Origin of the sequence: uncultured Maribacter sp. (assembly GCF_963974015.1) — a bacterium.
In the GTDB taxonomy this organism is placed as follows: Bacteria; Bacteroidota; Bacteroidia; order Flavobacteriales; family Flavobacteriaceae; genus Maribacter.
This window is the reverse complement of the sequence record NZ_CAXBBZ010000003.1, coordinates 1-22,183: the sequence shown is the minus strand read 5'-3', so window position 1 is coordinate 22,183 and position 22,183 is coordinate 1. Positions and strand designations below refer to the sequence as shown.

21 protein-coding genes are annotated in these 22,183 nt (G+C 35.5%); 3 read left to right on the top strand and 18 right to left on the bottom strand.

Annotation, left to right across the window (positions count from 1 at the left end):
* The 16 genes from AACZ41_RS07355 to AACZ41_RS07280 all read right to left on the bottom strand — a co-directional run bounded on the left by AACZ41_RS07355 (position 1) and on the right by AACZ41_RS07280 (position 16,830).
* Entirely contained in the window at positions 1-414 is a 414-nt protein-coding gene (locus tag AACZ41_RS07355) for a DUF6691 family protein (protein ID WP_339627733.1), read from the bottom strand.
* 2 nt (positions 415-416) lie between these two features.
* Complete coding sequence (locus tag AACZ41_RS07350) at positions 417-977, bottom strand: YeeE/YedE thiosulfate transporter family protein (RefSeq protein WP_339627732.1); 561 nt, start codon at positions 975-977, stop codon at positions 417-419.
* A gap of 274 nt (positions 978-1,251) precedes the next feature.
* Positions 1,252-1,437 carry a DUF2892 domain-containing protein gene (locus AACZ41_RS07345; RefSeq protein ID WP_339627731.1) on the bottom strand — a complete coding sequence of 62 codons (186 nt, stop codon included), beginning with the start codon at positions 1,435-1,437 and terminating at the stop codon, positions 1,252-1,254.
* Positions 1,438-1,454: 17 nt separating this feature from the next.
* A complete protein-coding gene (locus AACZ41_RS07340) occupies positions 1,455-1,760 on the bottom strand; it encodes a hypothetical protein (RefSeq protein WP_339627730.1) in 306 nt (101 codons plus the stop codon).
* Between the two features lie 10 nt (positions 1,761-1,770).
* The gene (locus tag AACZ41_RS07335) at positions 1,771-4,998 is read right to left on the bottom strand and encodes an efflux RND transporter permease subunit (protein ID WP_339627729.1); all 3,228 of its coding nucleotides are present in this window, start codon (positions 4,996-4,998) and stop codon (positions 1,771-1,773) included.
* 125 nt (positions 4,999-5,123) lie between these two features.
* Complete coding sequence (locus AACZ41_RS07330; RefSeq protein ID WP_339627728.1) at positions 5,124-6,206, bottom strand: efflux RND transporter periplasmic adaptor subunit; 1,083 nt, start codon at positions 6,204-6,206, stop codon at positions 5,124-5,126.
* A 58-nt stretch (positions 6,207-6,264) separates the two neighbouring features.
* Positions 6,265-7,569: a TolC family protein gene (locus AACZ41_RS07325; protein ID WP_339627726.1), complete on the bottom strand. Its 1,305-nt coding sequence runs from the start codon at positions 7,567-7,569 to the stop codon at positions 6,265-6,267.
* A 291-nt stretch (positions 7,570-7,860) separates the two neighbouring features.
* On the bottom strand, positions 7,861-8,769 hold the full coding sequence (locus tag AACZ41_RS07320; RefSeq protein WP_339627725.1) for a hypothetical protein: 909 nt from the start codon (positions 8,767-8,769) through the stop codon (positions 7,861-7,863).
* Positions 8,770-8,838: 69 nt separating this feature from the next.
* A complete protein-coding gene (locus tag AACZ41_RS07315; protein ID WP_339627723.1) occupies positions 8,839-9,501 on the bottom strand; it encodes a DUF6799 domain-containing protein in 663 nt (220 codons plus the stop codon).
* A 201-nt stretch (positions 9,502-9,702) separates the two neighbouring features.
* Positions 9,703-10,338: a DUF2202 domain-containing protein gene (locus tag AACZ41_RS07310; protein WP_339627722.1), complete on the bottom strand. Its 636-nt coding sequence runs from the start codon at positions 10,336-10,338 to the stop codon at positions 9,703-9,705.
* A gap of 247 nt (positions 10,339-10,585) precedes the next feature.
* A complete protein-coding gene (locus AACZ41_RS07305; RefSeq protein ID WP_339627721.1) occupies positions 10,586-10,726 on the bottom strand; it encodes a hypothetical protein in 141 nt (46 codons plus the stop codon).
* 55 nt (positions 10,727-10,781) lie between these two features.
* Positions 10,782-12,236, bottom strand: coding sequence for an FAD/NAD(P)-binding oxidoreductase (locus tag AACZ41_RS07300; protein ID WP_339627720.1), 1,455 nt, complete (start codon positions 12,234-12,236; stop codon positions 10,782-10,784).
* A 75-nt stretch (positions 12,237-12,311) separates the two neighbouring features.
* A complete protein-coding gene (locus AACZ41_RS07295; protein WP_339627718.1) occupies positions 12,312-13,178 on the bottom strand; it encodes a hypothetical protein in 867 nt (288 codons plus the stop codon).
* A gap of 533 nt (positions 13,179-13,711) precedes the next feature.
* The gene (cydB, locus tag AACZ41_RS07290; protein WP_339627717.1) at positions 13,712-14,749 is read right to left on the bottom strand and encodes a cytochrome d ubiquinol oxidase subunit II; all 1,038 of its coding nucleotides are present in this window, start codon (positions 14,747-14,749) and stop codon (positions 13,712-13,714) included.
* A 9-nt stretch (positions 14,750-14,758) separates the two neighbouring features.
* Entirely contained in the window at positions 14,759-16,114 is a 1,356-nt protein-coding gene (locus tag AACZ41_RS07285) for a cytochrome ubiquinol oxidase subunit I (protein ID WP_339627716.1), read from the bottom strand.
* Positions 16,115-16,350: 236 nt separating this feature from the next.
* A complete protein-coding gene (locus AACZ41_RS07280; RefSeq protein WP_339627715.1) occupies positions 16,351-16,830 on the bottom strand; it encodes a DNA starvation/stationary phase protection protein in 480 nt (159 codons plus the stop codon).
* A gap of 322 nt (positions 16,831-17,152) precedes the next feature.
* Here AACZ41_RS07280 and AACZ41_RS07275 point away from each other — a divergent pair, with 322 nt between their 5' ends.
* Positions 17,153-17,530 carry a hypothetical protein gene (locus tag AACZ41_RS07275; RefSeq protein WP_339627714.1) on the top strand — a complete coding sequence of 126 codons (378 nt, stop codon included), beginning with the start codon at positions 17,153-17,155 and terminating at the stop codon, positions 17,528-17,530.
* Positions 17,531-17,615: 85 nt separating this feature from the next.
* Complete coding sequence (locus AACZ41_RS07270; RefSeq protein WP_339627713.1) at positions 17,616-19,916, top strand: TonB-dependent receptor; 2,301 nt, start codon at positions 17,616-17,618, stop codon at positions 19,914-19,916.
* A 35-nt stretch (positions 19,917-19,951) separates the two neighbouring features.
* On the opposite strand, the gene AACZ41_RS07265 is transcribed toward AACZ41_RS07270, so the two are convergent.
* Positions 19,952-20,545 carry a class I SAM-dependent methyltransferase gene (locus AACZ41_RS07265; protein WP_339627712.1) on the bottom strand — a complete coding sequence of 198 codons (594 nt, stop codon included), beginning with the start codon at positions 20,543-20,545 and terminating at the stop codon, positions 19,952-19,954.
* A gap of 11 nt (positions 20,546-20,556) precedes the next feature.
* Positions 20,557-21,084 carry a DsrE family protein gene (locus AACZ41_RS07260; RefSeq protein WP_339627711.1) on the bottom strand — a complete coding sequence of 176 codons (528 nt, stop codon included), beginning with the start codon at positions 21,082-21,084 and terminating at the stop codon, positions 20,557-20,559.
* A 207-nt stretch (positions 21,085-21,291) separates the two neighbouring features.
* Here AACZ41_RS07260 and AACZ41_RS07255 point away from each other — a divergent pair.
* Positions 21,292-22,183 (top strand): c-type cytochrome (locus tag AACZ41_RS07255; RefSeq protein ID WP_339627710.1); only part of this gene is annotated, 892 nt, incomplete at its 3' end.

Genomic DNA, 22,183 nt, shown 5'->3' with positions numbered 1-22,183 from the left:
TTAATGTGGTAGTTTGTCTTTTACGACTCCGTATACGAAAGTTCCTAAAAGAGCTCCGCCAATCACCACTAAAATAGAATAATACCCAGCTCCGGCCAGTACATACATAGGTCCAGGGCAAGCACCTGCTAAAGCCCATCCAAGGCCAAAAATAATACCACCTATTAGATAATTGGTGACACCTTTTTTCTTAGGGTGTAAATTCATTTCGGTACCTCCAATAGCTTTTATGTTATACTTTTTAATGATTTGCACACCAACTACTCCAATTACAAGTGCAGAGCCAATGATGCCATACATGTGAAAAGAACCGAATTGAAACATCTCATAAATTCTGAACCAAGATGCAGCTTCAGATTTATACATAATGATACCGAAAAATATACCGATAACTAAATAGCTTATATATCTCATCTCTAACTAAAAATTAAGGGGAATAAAAGGTGAATCATTACTAGCCCACCTATAAAGAAGCCAATGACGGCAATAAGAGAAGGCAACTGTAAATTACTAAGTCCAGAAATGGCATGACCGCTTGTACAACCACCGGCATATCGGGCACCAAAGCCTACCAAGAATCCGCCTAGAATTAAAATTACAAGTACAAAAGGGTCAGTAAGATGTTGTGGTGCAAAAAGTTCTGTTGGTAAATACGCTTCCCCTGCACTTTCAATTCCGTAATCATTAGAAAGCTGTTGCACAACTTCCGGATTAATCTTTACTGTATTATCAGACATATACTGGGATGCAATAAATCCTCCGATAACAGCTCCTACAACAACCATTAGGTTCCAACGTTGTGATTTCCAATCCAATTTAAAGTAATCGGCATATTTTCCTGCACCACCAATAGAGCACATCGTTGTTAAGTTAGATGACATACCAAATTTTTTCCCTACAAAAAGAAGAATAAACATGGTTAAGGCTATTAACGGTCCGGCCACATACCATGGCCATGGGTCATATAATATATTCATTATCTAATTAATTCTTGTTCAAAGTGAATTATAAAAGTGCAAAGAAACTGATTCTTTTGCAATCACTATCACATTGGCAAGATATTAACTTACAGGCCATACCAACTTTTCAGTAGGATAATAACTTCAAATATATACTCTTATGTTTGTAAGGTACTGAATGTCAGAAGTATAAAGTCCTTAGCTTTAAATCAAGTCAAGGACAATATAATTAGATAGAATATCTAGATCATTTACAACAACCTATTTAGGAAAACCTACATGGTAAAGAGTATTATTTTTTGACTCCTAATTTTATAAGTATAGTTTCCAACAAACACCACTTTGTAAATGCCGATTGAATAAGATTAACTCCTATGAAAACTGTAAACCATAACCAGTTGATATTTACATATACCGCTAAAACTACGCTCAGTAAAACCATTAAACCTACGATAACTCTAAAATATGTGTTTAGCATTTTGATAATTTTTAAGATTAAATTGATTTTTCAATAGGTACAACAACTGCTTTTATTGGGTTGTTTGTTTCCAACTTTTCATTAAACGTTTTAATAAGTTCAAAAAGCGAATCTATATTTTCGTCTGAGGTGAATGAGAAAAATAAACTTGATTCTACACCTCCTTTTTCACTAGGGAACCAACTTGCTGTGCGAACCATTGATGTTATGTTTTTATGTCCGTCAATACGACTTTCACTAAAACTTTCAATATTGGCTTTTTTAAATAGCCTAAGAATATCCTTCTCGAATTCTTCTACGACCGTTACAATTAATAATTTCATTTTATTGATTTTAGTCTTTAATTCTATCTGTTTTTTCTTCAATTTCAGGATAATTCTTCCGCTCAATCATATAATAAACCAATGGTACCACCAACAATGTCAATACAGTAGAAACAATAGTCCCGCCCATCAATGAAATAGCTAACCCTTGAAATATTGGATCAAATAAAATAACGAACGCACCAATTACTACTGTACCTGCGGTTAATAGAATAGGTGTAGTACGAACCGCACCAGCTTCAATGGCTGCTTGTTTAATGGGTATACCTTCTGCCAAACGCAAATTAATAAAGTCGATTAGTAGTACGGAGTTTCGTACCATGATACCTGCTAATGCAATCATTCCAATAAACGAAGTAGCGGTAAAAAACGCGCCCATAATCCAGTGGCCTAAAATAATTCCGATTAAGGAAAGCGGTATAGCAACCATCATTACAATAGGTGCTTTAAAGTTTTGAAACCATCCTACAATCAGAATATAAATTAATATGATAGCTCCCATAAAGGCAATTCCTAAATCACGAAATACCTCAAGCGTAATTTGCCACTCACCATCCCACTTAACGGTATAGTTATCTTCAAATTCAGGCTGGCCTAAGTACATTTCATTGATTTCATAACCTTTTGGTAAGGCAATTTCTTTGAGCTTTTCCTCCATACCTAAAATCGCATAAGCAGGACTCTCCAATTCCCCGGCCATATCGGCCATCACATAAACTACACGTTTTTGATTTTTATGGTAAATACTTTTTGCACTTATGGTTTCTTTAATGTCAACTAAATCGGCAATTGGCACCATAGTACCTTGCTTAGAAGTAATCTTCAATTGTGAAATATCCGAAATGGTCGATTTTTCCTTTTCATCTAAAGCCAAAATCAAACCAACTTGATTGCTTGCATTCTCATCGTATAAATTTGTAATTGCTCTATTGGATAATGCCATATTCATGGTATAGGCTATTTGTTGTGGTGCCACACCGTAGAGCATTGCTTTCTCTTTATTGATTACGAATTGATATTCGGTTTGATCTGCTTCAACAAGCCAATCGATATCAACTACATCATCAGTGTTTTTTAAAATATCTTGAACACTATTGGCAATTTTTATTTGCTCTTCATAATCAGGACCATATACCTCTGCAACAATCGTAGAAAGAACAGGAGGCCCAGGCGGAACTTCGACCAATTTTACATTGGCATTATATTTCGCCGCTATTTTTTGAATATCGGGGCGAAGTAATCTTGCGATGTCATGGCTCTCGGCTGAACGTTCGCCTTTGTCAATAAGATTAACTTGTATATCTGCCATATTACTGCCACCACGTAAATCGTAATGACGTACCAACCCATTAAATGTAATTGGTGCAGAAGTGCCGATATAATTTTGGTAGTTCACCACTTCTGGACGAGTAGACAAGTATTGTGAAATTTCTTGAGCTACCGCTCCCGTGCGTTCAAGGGTAGTGCCTTCTGGCATATCTATAACCACTTGAAATTCGTTTTTGTTATCAAAAGGTAACATCTTAACGGCTACCGATTTGGTAAAAAACAACATCATTGATCCCATGAGTAATAAAAAAGTCAATCCTAAAAACAACCAACGTTTGCTTTTATTTTCAATTAGAGGACGTTCAAATTTGTTGTAAACCCTATAAATGAAGGTATCCTCTAAAGGTTTTTGTTGCTTTTCTTCTTCTCCCTTTTTATCTTTTTCTCTTAAGAAAATATATCCTAAATAAGGAGTTATGGTCAAAGCAACGAATAAGGACAGAATCATGGCGATTGATGCCCCTATTGGCATTGGAGCCATATAAGGTCCCATTAAGCCAGAAACAAATGCCATTGGCAATACAGAGGCTATTACCGTAAATGTTGCCAAAATAGTAGGGTTACCTACTTCGTTTATAGCATAAAGTGCAGCTTGCTTAAATGGCAAGCGTTTCATTTTAAAATGCCGGTGCATATTCTCGGCGATAATAATGGAGTCATCCACTACGATACCCGTAACAAAAACTAAAGCAAACAACGTAATTCTGTTTAGCGTATAGTCTAACATGTAGTAGCTCAACAGCGTTAAAGCAAATGTAATCGGAACCGATAAAAATACCACTAAACCACCACGCCAGCCCATTGCTAACATAACAACCAGTGTTACGGCAAAGATGGACCCAATCAAGTGCAGCAATAACTCTGACACTTTATGAGATGCAGTTTCACCATAGTTTCTTGTAATTTCTACATGTACATCATCAGGTATAAGTGTAGTGCGCAAATGGTTAACCTTATCAATAACGATATCTGCTATTTTCATCGCATCGGCACCTTTTCTTTTAGCTACAGAAATCGTAACTGCAGGGTATTCAGATTTGTAATCACCCACTTTATCGCTTGCCTGTCCAAAACCTAAAGAAACATAACTCTGTGGAATTTCAGGGCCATCGATAATACTGGCTATTTGTTTCAAATAAATCGGTTGGTTCTGCTGTACACCGACCACAAGATTTTCAACATCCGTGACCGATGCCAAAAAATTACCTGTGTTTACTAAAAACTCGGTATCGTTCTTATCAAAACTACCTGAACTCAATTGTGCATTGTTCGCTTTTATCATTTCAGAAACCGACAGGAAATCTAATCCGCTAGCGGCCAGTTTATCTTTATCTAGAACCACACGCAACTGGCGGTCTTGATTACCGATTTTATGTGTAATCGCTACATCATTCACCTTCTTAATCTCACTTTCTAACTCCTGTGCCATTTGGCTCAACTGATACCCATCATAGTTTTCACTCCATAACGTAAGTCCAAGCATGGGCACATCATCAATAGCTCTGGTTTTTACCAAAGGGAACGTTACACCTTGTGGCATAATATCCATATGTTTATTGATCTCATTGTACAATTTCACGAACGACCGTTCAATATCTTCACCAACATAAAATTGTACGATGACCATACCTTGTTCTTTCATCGACGTTGAATACACGTATTCTACACCTTTGATATTTGATATCAATTTTTCTAAAGGTTTGATAACACGTGATTCTACTTCAGCAGGGCTCGCACCAGGATAGCCAACAAAAATATCGGCCATAGGCACGTCGATTTGAGGTTCTTCTTCCCTTGGTATTAAAAACGAACTGTACACCCCAATGACCATGAATACGATCATTAGAAGTACCGTTAACTTGCTGCCTATAAATAATTTGGCGATTTTGCCAGCTAAACCTTCCTTCATTATTTCTATTTATTTTGTTTGTGCTTTTCCACCAGTCTTTAGACAGGCGGTCGGGCTTTTCACTATTACTCCTCGGCTCAAAAGTACCTGTGGGGTAATCGCTTCGATCCCTAACGCAGATTCGTTTATTGGTTCGAGATTTTAGCTCCGTTGAATAATTTTCCTTCCGCGGACACTATATATTGTTCATCAGCAGCAAGACCGGAAAGTACTTCTACTTGGTCACCGAAAGTCCTTCCTAGACGCAACCAACGTAAAAGTGCTGTGTTGCTTTGGCTAACCGTATAAATGCCTGTTAATTGACCATTTTTTACGATAGCTCCGATAGGAATAATAATAGCAGAACTAGTTGTCTTACGAGCAACAGGAAATTGTACAGTTGCGTACATACCTGATAGTATCTGTGCATCTGTTTTATCAATAATAACCTTTACCAAATATTGACCTCCGGTGTTTTTAGAAGATGTACTAACTTCGGTGACTGTACCTTTTACATTCTTATTCAATGCTTTTATTTGCACGGTGACTTCGCTATCATTTTTAACCGCAAGAATTTCAGATTCTGGCACCATAGTCAAAACTTGGTATTTGTCTGGAGATTCTACCTCCATTAATGGCATACCTGGGTTTGCCATATCACCAGTATTAATAAACTTATTTGTGACCACACCGTCAAAGGGTGCACGAATATTCGCATATTCCATTTGTGCGTTCACCCCGTTCCTCATTTGTTTTGCTGACTCTAATCGTGCTTTCGCCATGTTATAGTTGGCAGTGATATCGTCTAACTCTTTTTGTGAGGCGCTATTTTCTTGAAATAAAGTGGTATACCGGTTAAAGTCTTTTTCTGCAATAGTGTAAGCTGCTTCAGCTTCTGTAATTCCTGCATTTACTTGGGCAAGTTGAGCTGAAACATCTGCATTATTAACGCTCATTAATAATTGTCCGTCACGAACTTTATCGCCAACGCCAACATATATTTTATCTACATAACCCATCATTCGAGTACTGATATTTGCACTCTTAACAGCTTCTATTTTTCCACTTACCGTTAAAAACGGGCTACTATTATCTTCAGAAACCGTCTTTACTTTAACGGGTACAGCAGGCGAATTATCGATTACCACTTTTTTATCTTCGCTACCACAACTAGAGATTAGGATTGTTGCCCCTAAAATTGCTGTGATTATATATTTTTTATTTTTCATCTTTTAATTGGTATTAAGTACTTATCAAAGTATTGGTAATAGTTTTTTCTAATCGTTTCTATTCTTCCATTAAAAATTTCAAATAGGCCAAGGCATAATTATGTTGAAAAATTGTACCGTAATACTCTAATTGTTTTTGAGAGAATTGGGTTTCTGATAGTAATAAATCTGAAGTTTTTTCTAAGCCTTGCTTAAATCGGTTGGTGCGTATACGCAGTGATTCTCCAGATTGTTCAAGGGCTAGTTTCGTTAGCTTTAATTTGTTCTTGGCATCTTCTAGTCCTCTTTTTGCTTTATTAAGTTCTAATTGACTTTCAGACATGTATTGTTCTAACTGTAATTTAGATTTATCATATTCGGCTTTACTTTTTTGAGATTTCCCAAAACGCTTACTACCTTCAAAAAGATTCCACTTCAATTCTGCTCCGAATAAATAACCTTGAGCTTGACCTTGAAAAATTTCATCATCATGAAGTTCGTAAGTGCCGAAAGCATTTAAACGTGGCAAGAATGCCATTTGGTCTGCTTTATGCATTTGGCGATACGCTTCGGTAGCCGAATTCATGGCCAAAATATCTTTTCTATTTTCGGATAAGCTTTCAGTCGTATTCGATGTAAAGTTCACTATTGACAAAGAATCGGAAGGTTTTAAAATTTCATTTTCATCCGAATTCATCAAAACCGATAAATAGTTACTAGCGTTTAAAATATTACTCTTAGCGTATTGTAACTGGTTATCAATTTCGGTAACTCTTACCTCTACAGCCAATACATCCGATTTTTGTAAATAACCCTGCTTATAACTGTTATCAGCAATGCGTTTGTTTTCTAATGCCGTTTCTTGGGCCTTCTGTAATACCGTTACCGTTTTGTAGGCTAGTTGCAATTGCATGTAGGCTTTTTCGACTTCTAGCGCTAGGTAATCTTCTGTGCGACCAGACTGTAGTTCGGTAGCGTTCCATTTTGCCTTTGCCGCTTTACGTTGAAAAATTCCGTCGAAATTAAACAGCGGTTGTTGTACTTCAATACGGGTCGCATAATCTTCAATTTGTCGAGGGTCGTTCAATAGATCAGGATTAAAGTCGGCGGCCGTTAGAATTTCCTGATTCAATTTAGAGCCGAAAGCCATTAAAGGATTGGTAGTTGCAATAGCTGTATGTGAAACGCTGATATTGGGTAACAAAATAGCATTGGTCTGATTATAATCACCCTTTGCGGACAACGCATCTTGTTGCGCCATTTTTATTGTGTTATTACTCTCTTTAACTTTGGCTAACACTTCATCTTTTGTAATAGACTTAGTTTCTTGTGCTAGTCCCGAATAAAAGACGAGTAATAATAAAAAACGTAATTTATAATTCATCGTATTCATTTATTTAAGGCAAAATTAAGGTGGTGAAACAGGCTGCACAGTAACAAATGTTACCGATGAATTTAAAAAGGACTTGAGAGTCAATTTAATGTTCATCTATACCAATAACTACTACTTAAACAAATATAAATTGGTATTGTTAAGCCGTAAATGACAACGGTCAGGAAACCTTGGCTTTTATTGATACTTTTACTATGTTTCGTCGATATTTATGATATAATAAGGCATTCCTATTCTAGAAACGCCTTTTACCACCTACCAAAAAGTTGAAATAAAAACAGGCTATTTTTTTGTTGTAGTATTGAACCAGTAACTAATGCCGGCAGAAAAATAGAAAGTACTTTCTAAGTCTTCAGTGATGACCATATCTTCGGTCGTAATGGTCGCACTTGTCTGGGGTATGGCCAAAACCGGGCTAAGTGAAAAAATAAACTGTTTATAGTAGTATTGTAGGGGTAGGCTGAGTTCAAGGTTCAAAATATTGAACTGAGAGACATCTTGAATTTCTACCAAGGTCGAAACCTCTGTTGGGGAATCATTTATACTTTGACCTTTACCCTTACTTTTTCGATTTCCCAGGCGACTGGTACTATAATATTCTTGATAAAAATGTTGTGAACCTGCATACACCGCGATTGTAGGATTGATTAAAAACTGTTGGTCATTGCTAAAAAAAACGCGATTTAAAGTTACCCCGGTAAAAATATCGGCAGAACTACCATCATTAAAATAGGTGCTCGCCAGTAGAGAAAATTCCAACACCTTAAAATCATAGCTAAGAAAACCGGAAATATCGGCCACGACTGAAGATTTTACATTGTAGCTATCCTCATTGAAAAAATACGCTGTTCCAGAAATTCCACCGTTTAGGTTTTCAGCATGTGACATATATCCTAAACTTCCTAAAAATAAATCTACCCGATTCTCTTCAGAACCTACAAGGTAAGATGCTGAGGCATCCACAAAAAAACCTGACTTATCAAAATAGCCTATAGAAGGAAATATGTAAGGTGCGGCGATTGAATCACGCCTTCCCATAAAAACTGCATCGTTGATATAACTGACGTCTATCAAAACATAAGATTCGTCTTTATCAGATTTTTCTTTTACGGTCTGTTGATTGTTTTGTGCCACAAGACCTGTAGTTATAAAGAAGGCGAAAAGTGAATTAAGTAAAAATCTTGTTTTCATAGCTCTTACTGATTATATTTTTAAAAAGGGTCTTTAACATTATTAAGATGCCAAAGACCCTTTTCATTATTATTTAGAGGATTTTTTACCTGATTTTTTTTTAATACTAGGTTTTTTTGTCCCCTTTTTCATCATTTTATTCGCCTTCATGTTTTTTTGAACCATCATTTTACGATGTAGGTACATGTTTTTGAACTTAGCACCATCCATATTAATGCATTCGCCATCTTGTAGTCGCAATTGTTTTTGCTGGGCATTTTGGTAACTTCCATCAGGGTTTACCACAATTCCATCTCCAAGAGCAACTTGATTTTGTATCTGATTTTGCTCACGATTTCGAATTTGGAAGGCTTCTCCATCAATCATCATTATTTGGAACCTATTTTGGTTGCGTTCTTGAATTTGGGCATCTGTCAAGCCTTTATTTTCTTGTCTTACCTTATACCTATATTGATATTCATTGCGGTATTTTACACCATCATTGTCCAAACATTCGCCATCTTGAAGACGTAAGCGATCTCGATCTCTAGTTATATATGACCCGTCAGGGTTTACAAGTGTACCGTCATTTAGGGTTAAAGGATCTTGCAATCGTATTTGATCTCGATCTCGAATTTGGAGTACATCGCCATCGACCATCATCAAGCGGTCCTGATCTCTATCTTGATCTTGAGCGGTTAACACAGTAGTTCCTAGAACCATAAATGCAGCTAAAAGAAGTGCTTTTTTCATTATACTATATTTTAAGTTTATCATGGAATAAAAGTATTGTACAGAAATAACACCCAAAATGACCTAGGTCATATAAAGACAATATATACAAGGCATTGTGGAATATTTGTTACGTGAAAATGCTCCTTCATTCATGAAAGAGCATTGATAAGAATATAACAAATGGATCAGAGGGGAAAATCATTTTTTATTATAAAATATTTATCGCCCACATTGTTCATTGGAGTTGCTTATGATAAGCTCATATTCTTCAACTGTCAAAAATTGAGGTGCATATGTATTTCCGGTATTTTCCAATGCAAAAACAAAACTTCTCAAGTGATTACGTGAGCCACATTGAAGACTTTCAAAAACCGAAATTATAGCTGTATTTGAAGTGGCATTTATATAATTCTGAAGATCAACAATATCTAAATCTTCAATAGTGGCACCTACCTCTAGTGCTTGCGTCATACTCAGTGTTCCGTCGGTGATAAACTCATCATAAAGATTCTGAATTTCTTGGTTTGCAAATTCCCCTTCAGGCTGAATAGCATAATCGATATCAAACGAATCTAATAGATCGGCAACTGCGTTTAAATGTGACTGCTCACTGATTTGAATATTGGCAAATTGGTTGATACCCCATAATTCGTCCAAATAGATATACGTATCTCTAGCCAATTTTTCCTCCTCCAACATAAAAAGCAGTGCTTCTTGATCTTCAAGGGAAAAGGCTGTATTTTTTTGATTATCTAATGATATGTCCGTTACATCATTCTCACATGACATTAACCAACTTGCCGTAAAAAGGGTAATCACAGCTAATGAAATTCTTGTTTTAACTAAACTTTTCATAACCTATATATTTAAATTCAGAACTAAGTTCTTGAAAAACAAAATGGGATACAGTTACTTTAGTTACATACACAGAGACTTACTTATGCTGTAAATTATTTTAAACCACCATATAATGTATTTTTTAGAGGTTAAGAAGTAATTGTACAAGTACCACTAATACAACCAATTTCAGCGTAATATAAAAACCCTGAAAGAGCACCGATTACCACACCAATTGTAGTTAAAATAATTGCTTTTTTTGTAATTAATTATTAGCCTTTCTAGTTCCTCCGTGACCGCCAGCCACAATGAGCATTATTTTAATGCTTAACCAAATGAACTTAAAAAATTGAATTATTGGGTTCATCATATAAAAGCGTTTCGATTTCGATATTCTCTGTGTCATTTCTTTTGGTTTTTAAGTTTTATTAATTCAAGTTTTAAAAGATTGTCCTTTAAAACTATTCGGGAATCAACCACCAGAAAGGTCTCATTTTTGCCTTATATATAAACGCGTAGTGTAGTGCTAATTTCAACCAATGCCCAGCCAATCCAATTTCACCAAAGGTCTTGCTAAGTTTTCGCCCTTGGGTATCGGGGTATTTATGATAATCGGGCACAATAGGATAAGTTGTGATACTGATACCACTTCCTTTAGTCATTCCGTATCCTGCCGAGGCGATACATGCTGCTCCCATGTTACCCATAGAACCTTTGTGATGTAAATTATTTTTTCCGTTGATTGCATCAATAATATTATCAGCAACCAATTTAGCTGTAATGCCAGATGGCATTCCTGTTCTTGGTGGAGATGGTGAAATAGGAGTTCCGTTTTTGCTTACCCTGGGTTTAGAAATTGCGTGCGGTGGAGCAAACGCAATACCTGGAGCGAAAATATTTTTATATGACGGATTTTGATAGGTCTCAGGCCAATCTTGCACACTCCATTCTTCATAAGGTTTTGGGGTATAATCGGCATCGACTATCATAAAGCCCTTGAATAGTTTTTCTGTAATATCCTCATTGTTTTTATCAAATGCTTTAAAACCATGCCCTGAAAATGCCGGAATAAGCATGGCAAAATCGTATGTTTCAGAATTGTATTCGCCATCAAGTGTTTCATAATGAGCTACACCATCTTCTATTTTATTAACGCCAGCACCAATAATCCATTTTATTCCACGGTCTTCGAAGACCATTTCAACCATTTCGCTAGATTTCATAATATTGTTCCCGTAACTGAGTAGCATTCCATCCATACCAAAATCACCCAACTCTGGCTCGTTGGCAATCCACACTATTTCCGCCTTATCACGTACATTATGTCGTCTCAGTTCCTGTTCTACATTTAGTATATATTCAAATGCCGCCCCTTGGCATGTGGATTTCGCATGGCCTGTACCAATTAAAATTTTAGCCTTTTTACCTTGTTTCATTTGTAGGATCAAATCATTCAGAGCATCCCAAGCGTGCTCTGCATGTGTATAGGTACAAACTGAATACGCTTTGTTCGTTCCAGGGTTTAGACCTTCTGTCATGTCAAATGCCAGTTTTGGGCCAGTAGCATTTATTAAATAATCGTAGGTAACTTTTTCGGTTTGTCCCTTTTTTTTACCAACAACGTATTCCACCTTTACGAAAGGCTTTTCGGTTTCACTATCCCCTTCGGGATGGAAAGTTGAAACCTTTGCCTGCTTATAGCCAATACCTTTTTTCTTGTACAGGGGTTGTAATGGAAATAGTATTTCTTCAGATTTCATTCTACCTATTCCCACCCAAATATTGGAAGGTATCCATTGATAGTTACTGTTCGGTGAAACAACTAATACCTCATGTTGTTTAGACAACTTTCTACGAAGGTGTGCTGCGGCCACATGACCTGAGATCCCAGCACCTAATATGACTATTTTTGACATTGCATTCTATTTTGATTCTAATTTACCTTATGAATATTTTTTATGGAATGATATATATCACTAGAAAAGTGATCGTTATATTATTTTTGAAACCAATACTGCCCATTGCTTTTCAGAAATTGTTTTCTTCACAAGATTGCGGCAATTGATTTTTTTCTCTAAAATTTGGGTTAGTATACTATTAATTTCCTCAAATTTGGCAAGTATATTTTCTTTGGTAACCTCCATTAATAATGCTTCGTATATTTCCTTTTCCATAGTGATAATGGCGTTGGCCATTGCCATCATTTTTGGATGATTTTCTTCGCTCCAATTATCAAGTATGTTTTTTTGTGATGGGGTGATACTCAATTCGGCAATATTGGCATTAATAACGCTCATATAATTAGGTACAGGGTTAACATGGGTTATAACATCCATCATTTTAGTTCGCTCGTTAAAAGGATATTTCTTTTTATACGCCATTACTAAAGCTTGCCATTGCTCAGGCTCCAGATTATCCATTAAAAGCTGGTGACAGGCTAATTTTGTATTTGCCAACTCAATTCTCATAATGTTGGTCTTTTGTGCCTGGTCCAATAGTTTTGCCATTTCCGCCCCTTCCACAGAAAGTGTTTTTAACTTAATTTCCAAGTCGGCTATTTTTCTATTTATATCGGCAACTTTTGATTGGTGTTCTGTTCGCCACTCAGTAAAAAGTTGTAGTTGTGCATCCGTAAGGTTAAGTCCATTATTTTCAGCGAATACAATTTTCATGAAATTTGGGCCTGGAAAATAATCTTCAATATTTACTTCTTTGGTCTTATATATAATAGGTTCAAAGGACTCATTGTTTACTGTTGAGTTTTCTTCGGTACTATTCGATTGCTTTTGCTTACAAGAAATGATTAGACCAATGGTAAGAGTCAAAAAAAGTAGTTTTGTTTTTTTTATAACACTCATGGTTTCTAGGTTTTAATCAAAGTTCTTACTTACCTAGAACACCTACAGTTACTATTGTTACATATAGGTTTTAGTTCATTTTTTTATAAATAAAAACTCTTATTTTTGATTATTTGCGCGAAGTGCCATACTTGGATAGGGCTTTCCAAAAACCAAAACACTTTCAATAACATGCCAACTAGTGTTATTGATTATTATCATATTTCAATTTGAATTGAATATTTAATTTTGAGGAAATTATTTAAGAGAGTTGCGTAATGAGAGGAAATTCCAATACCCTAATCTATATTATTGCCGGCATTGTTCTGCTTCATTTTGTTGTTGGTTTCATTTGGCTTATGTATAAGCTAAATAAGAAAAAAGAAAAAGAAGATTAATTTATTAAAGACCTAATCTAAACCTTATTGATTATGTCATGTGGATGACATAAAAGAGCAGTATACTATGTATACTTTTCTTATTTATTCCCAACATTAACACGTAACTAATGGCAAATCAAGAGGTTTTTGAATTCCTTAGCTAGGGTTTAGTGGCTAGTAACTGGTATCGTCTAATTGTACTTTTCCATTAAAAGTTTTATAAAGAAAAATAAGATAACCCGCTAATAATGGCGCACCTACAACAACCATGGTTAACATAATACCCAAAGACTTTTGAGAGGATGCTGCGTTATATATGGTAACACTGTAAGTTGGGTCTATAGTTGAGGGCAATAAAACAGGGTATAACTGAAAGGCCACTAACATTAATAAAAACGCCATTGTCATAGATGAAAACAGTAATGCCTGAAAATACCTTTTCTTGGAGACTAATCTTGGAACATTGGCTACTGCTAAAAATGCCAAAATGGGTAAAACAAAAAACAACGGTTGTTCTTTAAATTTATCGGTAACTCCGTGTATGAATATTAGGGTGTACAAGGAAGTTATTGCGAAACTTGTAATAAAAAAAATCATTCCTTTTTTTAGTAAGAAGGTTAATCTAGCATGTAACCGCCCTTCCGTTTTTAAGAGTAGGAAAATAGCCCCTTGTGTCATAAACAAAGAAAGTGTTGTAAAGCCGGTCATAATTGCATAAGGACTTAAAAATGCAAAGAATATGCCTCCTTTATAACTGAAGTTTTCACCTAATTCAAATCCTTGTAATATATTTCCTAGTACAACACCTAGTAGAAAAGCTATTAAAACATTAGACACGAAATAAACAATATCCCATGTTTTTCGCCACCATAACATCTTTTCAGCACTTCTAAACTTAATTGCAGAAGAACGCAAGACCAACAAAAGTAAAAACAACATGAACGGAATATACATGGCAGATAGCATGGTGGCATACATTACCGGGAAACCTGCAAACAATGCCCCGCCACCTATAATAAGCCACACTTGGTTAGCATCCCATAACGGACCAATGGCATTGATGGCAATACGCCTGCTTAAATCTTTTTTGAAAAAAAGATGCCACGAACCTGCACCATAGTCGAATCCTTCTAAAACTGCATAACCAGAAAATAATAATCCAACGACTAAATACCAAAGGGTAGGGTAATCTATACCTAAAAAAGTTTCCATAATTTGCGATTAAACGTGTTTTAAAAATTCATCAGGATTTTTAGCTTCATCGTACGGACCGTTCTTTATTTTTTTATTTACCGAATAAATAAACAATAGGAATAGTACGGCGTAAACGATTAAAAAGAGTATCAACGAAAATAGAATTTGGTTAGCCGATACTTCTTGCGAAAACCCTTCATCTGTTCTTAAATGTCCGTAAACAATCCACGGTTGTCTTCCCATTTCTGCAGCAAACCAGCCTACTTGATTTGCTATCTGCGGTAACAATACGGCGAACGCAAAAATATGTAAAAGCCATTTTTTATCGAATAAAGTGCCTCGCCACCATAAAAAACTGGCATACAGCGTTAAGGCAATTAAAAACATTCCGATTGAAATCATTATATGATAAAACTGAAAGACAGCATTTACTTGACCTGGACGTTCATTTTCAGGAAAGGCATTTAAACCCGTAATAGGAGCCTCAAAATCTTGATGAACGAGAAACGATAAGCCACCAGGTAGCTTTATTCCTGTAACTTCTTGCGTTTCATTATCTACCCAGCCAAATAAGTACAGATCGGCAGGGGCAGATTTTTCGTAATGCCCTTCCATAGCAGCCAATTTTGCAGGTTGATTTACCGCAACACCATCAGCAGAACTGTGCCCTGAAAGTAGTTGAGTTAATGAAAAGATGGTTGCTACCGAAAGAGCAATTTTAAAAGCTTTTTTTGAGATTTCAACATATCTACCTTTCAATAAATAATATGCATGTACACTCAATACTAAGAAAGCACCTGCTAAAAGGGCTCCTTGCCACACATGAATAACCCTATCAACACTAGATGGATTAAATACCATTGCCCAAAAATCTGTTACTTCCGCTCTGGCATTAAAACCTTCGCCTACAATATGATAACCTGCAGGTGTTTGCTGCCAGCTATTCGCTACAACAATCCAAACTGCAGAAAACATTGAGCCCAAAAAAACCATTATAGTTGATAAGAAGTGAACCTTAGGCGATACGCGGTTCCACCCGAAAAGTAATATACCTAAAAAGGTACTTTCCAAACCAAAAGCAAACAAACCCTCGGCTGCTAAAGCGCTACCAAAAATATCGCCAACGTACCTTGAATAAACGGCCCAATTGGTGCCAAATTCAAATTCCATAATAATACCGGTAGCAACACCAATGCCAAAGGTTATAGCAAATATTTTTAACCAAAAACGGGTTAAGATTTCATATTGTTTATTTCCTGTTTTTAGGTATAAACCTTCCATTATTACCATAATAAGACCAATTCCTATACTTAACGGCGGATATATGTAGTGAAAGGCAATAGTAAAAGCGAATTGGATACGGGCAAGAATTTCTACATCCATAAGGCGAATTTTTTACAAAACTATTCAAATGCTTCTTTTAGCTAGGTAACATCGGTTACAAATAGATTAAAAGAAATCAAAAAATAAGTTTTAATTACTTAATACAAACAGTGATTTATCAATAATCATTTTAAATTTTAGTGGAAAAAATAATTTGGATAAGTATGTTTTAATCAAAAGAAATCCCTGAAAACGGTATCAGCAAATTTCAGGGATTTAAGAATTTATATATGAAATTAATCTTTGTATGCAGAAAGCATCCATACCAATTTTTCTTGTTGCACAATATAATCGCTCATTAAAGAAACGGTACCTTCATCTTCGGCCTCGGCAGCAATTTTGAGTGTTGCTCTTTCTTTTTTCAATAAGATGCTTAAGCTCTCTAAAATATTGTCAACAGCCTTATCGCCATCAACCACATTCTCAATAGCCTTAATTTCTGAGTTTTCTATATATTTTGAGAAGGTATGAATAGGGGTCTTGCTCAATGTTAAAACACGTTCGGCAATTTCATCGACCTTAACTAATGCATCATTGTACAATTCCTCGAATTTAAGATGAAGTTCAAAAAAATTCTTTCCTTTAATGTTCCAATGAAAACCTCTTAGATTCATATAGAACATTTGATAGTTAGATAGCACATCATTTAAATGATGTGCGATTTCGACTGAGCTTTTTTTGTCTAGTCCGATGTTCGATAAACTTGTATTTGTCATAATTTCTATTTTTAAATGTATTATTTATGATAGATTATATTTATATGAAATTTAATTTTTTATAAATTTAATTTATAGTACTTATAAATCTAGTAACCTAAGTTACATATGCTTTTTTTTAACTTTTTTTAACAAAATTGATAGATAAGGAATTATTTTTTACAATTTAAACACCGATATATAAATAGGATACTGGCTTTTGTTTTTTACAATGTAGTGTTACATTCCTTTTTTTCTTTAAGTAATAATTATTCATTAATATTATTTTCATAATGTGACTTTAGTCACATTATGAATCCATTTTGATTATTAATTTTGCCAAATGAGGTTATCTGGTTTTACCATATCTACTTTGTTTATAATCATTTCTCTGGCGAGTAGTCTTAAGACGGCTAGTGTATTGGGTTATTACGCATTGTTTACCGATGATTTTGTAGAACGATTCTGTGAAAACACTGATCGTCCTGAAATGAAATGTGATGGTAAATGTGCTTTGTCAAAAATGTTACTACAAGAAGCTGAGGATGAGAAAACACCGGTTAATATAGATTGGTTGAAAAATGAAACAGTTTTATTTGTAGCTCCACTGATTTCTTTTGTTTTTTTGCAGTTACCCCAAAAAGAATTAAATAAATTAGATTATAGTGTTCTTTATGATTTTCACTTTTCGGAACGTATAATTCACCCTCCCCAATTTTAGGAATTTTTATCACGATTTAAATTAGCCAATACCATTATTTATGGTGCTTTGGCAGTATTCCTATATATCATAAAAAGATTCATAAATGAAACCAAAATACTTTTGGGTGCTCTCAGTATTACTATTGGGGCACCTTGTAAACTCACAAAACTTTAAAGGTCAAATTATATCAGAAATAAATAAGGAACCATTGGCGGGTGCTCACATTCTAACCGAAAATGGACTGGCGACCTACTCCGATACCAATGGTAATTTCGAAATATATATAGCGGAAGAAAATACCACGTTGACCATTTCCTTTATGGGGTATAAAACATTTAAACAACAGGTATCAACAAGTAATGAACGCATTATTTTTTTAATGGAAGAGGCTCCTATAATTATAAATGGAGTTATGGTTACAGGTAATTCGAAAACAGACCCTATACTTTTCTTAGAGACTAATGATTATGTCAAGAAAATAGTACAGCCGAGAAATGTAGCCGATTTGTTTCAAGATATTAACGGATTTTCATTGATAAAAAGGGGAAATTATGCTATTGATCCCAGTTTTAGGGCTACACAATATGAGCAGTTGAATGTTCAATTCGATGGTGGTACCAAAGCTATGAATGCTTGCCCCAATCGTATGGATCCCATTACTACACATGTTATTCCTGAAGAAATCGAAAAAATTGAAATTATAAAAGGGCCTTACACAGTACGTTATGGTGCTACTTTTGGCGGTATTGTTAATATGGTAACCCAAAAACCTACAATCGAAGATTACGGGCTTCATGGTAGTTTAGATGGAGGGTATGAAAGTAATGGCAGCTCTATTGTATCAATGGCGCGATTACAGCAGGCCACAGAGAAGTATGATATTGTCGGTAATGTTGGATTTCGTGATTTTGGAAATTATAAGGATGGTGATGGCGTAGAGATTCCTTCCTCTTTTAGAAGCTTGGATTATGGAATTAAAACTGGTGTCAATTTTAATGAAAACCAACGTCTACAAGCGCATTGGAGACAATCGTATGGTCGCGATGTTTTACATGCAGGTTTACCCATGGATACCGAGGAGGATAATAGTAGCATTCTTTCTTTGGATTATAAATTAAAAGGATTAACCGGTTTGGTTGAAAATATTGATGCAAAAATCTATTACAGTTATGTCGACCATATCATGAGTAATAAAGAGCGCCCAAGTTTTATGATGACCGATGCATTGTCAGAAATAGATGCTACCACAGCGGGAGGTAAGTTAGAATTGAAATTAAAGCCTAATGAAAAAATGGCACTTTACACAGGTGTTGATTTTTTAGCTATTGCCAGGGATGGAAATCGCTCCAGGTTGGTTAAAAGAAATGCGATGGGTGTTGTATTGGCTGCACCAGTTCAGTTTATAGATAAGGTTTGGCAAGATTCTTATATCAACGATTTAGGAGTGTTTGTAGAAAGCAAATATCCGTTAACTTCAAAAACAATGGCTACAGTAGGGGTACGATATGACAACGTTACATCTGAAATAAAAGACCCAGCAGAAGATTTTGAAGCGTTATATCCAAATTTAGATAAGCGAACAGAACATAATATTAGTGGAACCGCATCTATAAAATATGCGCTATCCAATCAATTTATTATGGAGGTTGCCTATGGTAGGGGAGTTCGTTCTGCCAATATGATAGAACGCATAATAAATCATTTCACTGTTGGGCAAGATGCTTATGAATACATTGGTAATCCAAATTTAGATGCCGAGGTTAACAATCAATTTGAAATTGGATTTAAGGGAAGTTTACCATTGTCTAATGCAAATACAGATAGGTTCAATTATAGTACCTCCTTTTACTATTCTTTATATGAGAATTATATTGTTGCAGTAATTGATGAGACACAAACAAGAAAATATATGCCTATGCTTGCACCAGTTAACCCCAAAGTGTTTCGCAATTTAGATGGTGCTTATAAAACAGGTTTTGAACTCAGTGGAGGAATTGATTTTTGGAATCATTTTAATTTCACAACTGCATTAGCCTATGTATATGCAAAAAATAAGGATTTACATGAGTCTTTGCCTTTAGTACCGCCCCTTACTACTCGGTTTAAACTTCAATTTGAAAAGGAGAAATTTTGGGTAAATGCAAATTATACGATTACCTCCAAACAAGATGATATTGCGATTTCATTTGGTGAACAGACTACCCCGGGTTATGAAGTTTTGGATCTTCGTTTGGGCATAGTACCTATAAAAAATGTGACCTTAGGTGTTGCCATGTTAAATGTATTTGATAAAATGTATAACAATCATTTAAACTTTTCTTTCAATAATCAGGCAGAATTCGGTACTATTCCTATTAATGATCCTGGCAGAAATATTACAGCTTTTGCTCAGTTTAAGTTTTAAAACATTAAGAAAATGGGGGCTAATAAAGGCCCCCATTATATTTTATTTCCTAAAAAACGTATAACCGAGGCTTCCCCGGTATGGTATATACCCTCGTTAAGTTGTATCGTTTTTTTCTCAAGAATTTGAAATTCAAGTCCTTTGAATTCATTTTTTATTTCTTCGATAGAGAATAGCATTTCTTCTTTTTTAGGACCACCAGAGGGTTTTCCTAGCTGTTCTTTTGAGAATGCTTCAAAAATCACCTTACCGTTCGGTTTTACAAAATGAAGTAGATTTTTATTCGCCATAGCTCTTATTGTACTTGGAAAATGAGCGTAACTTAAACCAAGTACATCAAACCTTTTGTCTGTTTCAAAGGTTAAAACGTCTGCCACTTGGTAATCGAGATGCAATCCGTGACTTTCAGCTAATGTTTTTGCCTTTCGCATTGCAGATTCACTAAAATCAAATGCAATCACCTCCCAACCCTCCTTCATGGCATATAAGGCATTTCTACCCTCACCTTCGGCAGGTAGTAATATAGAACCTATTTTCAATAGGTCTAATTGTTCTTTAAAATAGATATTGGGAGATACCCCATATGCGTAGGTTTCTTCATCGTATCGATTATTCCAAAAGTCTTTCACCTCAATAGTTTTTAAGGTAATAGTGCGTAACCTTTTAATTGATAATTGGCAAGCACCATCATCGCAGAAAGAGCTAATTCTGTATTTGGATCTAAGTCTTCTTTAGTGATTCCTCTTGCAGCAGTTGCTTGTGCACAAACATATAACTCAACGCCATACTCTTTTAGGAGTTTCAATAACTCGGTATTAGGGTTGGCTTTCTCGTATTTTTCTTGATATTTAGCATCATTTAAAGAAGCAAATGTAGCACCACCGTGTATAGCAGCAACAATGTGTACTTTGTCTTGCGGAATTCCACCAGCGCCCAACATATTAATAACTCGAGCTATTTTCCAAAGGCCAATATTTACACCATCCATTTCACGATCATCTTTTACATCGAAAACGAGATTATATTCTAAATTGGCATCCGGTTGTGTGGTAACATCCTTAAATTCTTTGATTTTTCCATACCCATCAATAATCGGGGTTGTCCATTCTTGGGCAATGGTAAGATGTGTTGTCATTAGTACAATTACGATTAATAGTGTTTTTTTCATTTGTTTGTAGAATTTAAAATAACTTTTGTTTGGTTATGAAATCAGTGATGATTGCTACTAATGTCCGTTATTTTTTAAAGTAATAAAAGTAAGTAAGGTTATTTAACGCAACTGTAACCTATGTTACTGAAATAATTAAATTGAATTTCTAGATTGGTTGCCTAATTTAGTGGTACAAAGTTTTTAAACGTTAGTATTACGGTAAGCATGGAAGAATTACGAACATTGGCGAAACAACTTTTTAAACTATTTGCAGTGGTATTTGTCTTGGTCGGTATTGTCTTTATTTTGCTGTTAACATATGAGCCAAAATCTGAAGATTATGTCCCGGTTAAAACTGAAGAAATAGAGGCTAAAGATATTTGGAGACCCAAGGATGCAATATCAGAATTGTCTAGTATGCCAGATAAAGTTAAAAAAGGATACTACCTGATTGCAGAGACTTCTAAGTTTATGGGCCCTCATGCAGAGAATTCTGAAGACCGATATAGTGGGAATAATTTGGCATGTGCCAATTGTCATTTACAGAACGGGGCTCAAGCAGGTTCTGGTTCTTGGGTGGGTGTTATTGAACGCTTTCCTCAGTTTGGTGGTCGTGGTAATAAAATAGGTACTATTGAAGACCGAATTAATGGCTGTATGGAACGGAGTATGAACGGAAAGATGCTTCCTATAGATTCAGATAAAATGGAAGCTATTGTCGCCTATATGGATTGGTTGGGTGAAGATTTGCCAGCGAATAGAAAGGCAGAATTTAAAGGTTACCCTAAAATTAAGATTCCGAATGTTGCGGTCAATTTAGAAAATGGTAAACAGGTGTATAAAAAAGAATGTGTAATCTGCCACGGTGAAAATGGTGGAGGAGTGCTCAATGCCGCAGATGGTAAAAGTTATACCTACCCACCTTTATGGGGAGCCGATAGTTTTAATGATGGAGCAGGTATGCATCGGGTAATAACCGCAGCAGAGTTTATAAAAAGCAACATGCCTTATTTACAGGCAACTTGGGACAATCCTAAATTAACGGATGAGGAAGCTTATCACGTAGCGGGTTATATCAACAGTTTTTCAAGACCTCACAAGTTGAATTCAGAGAACG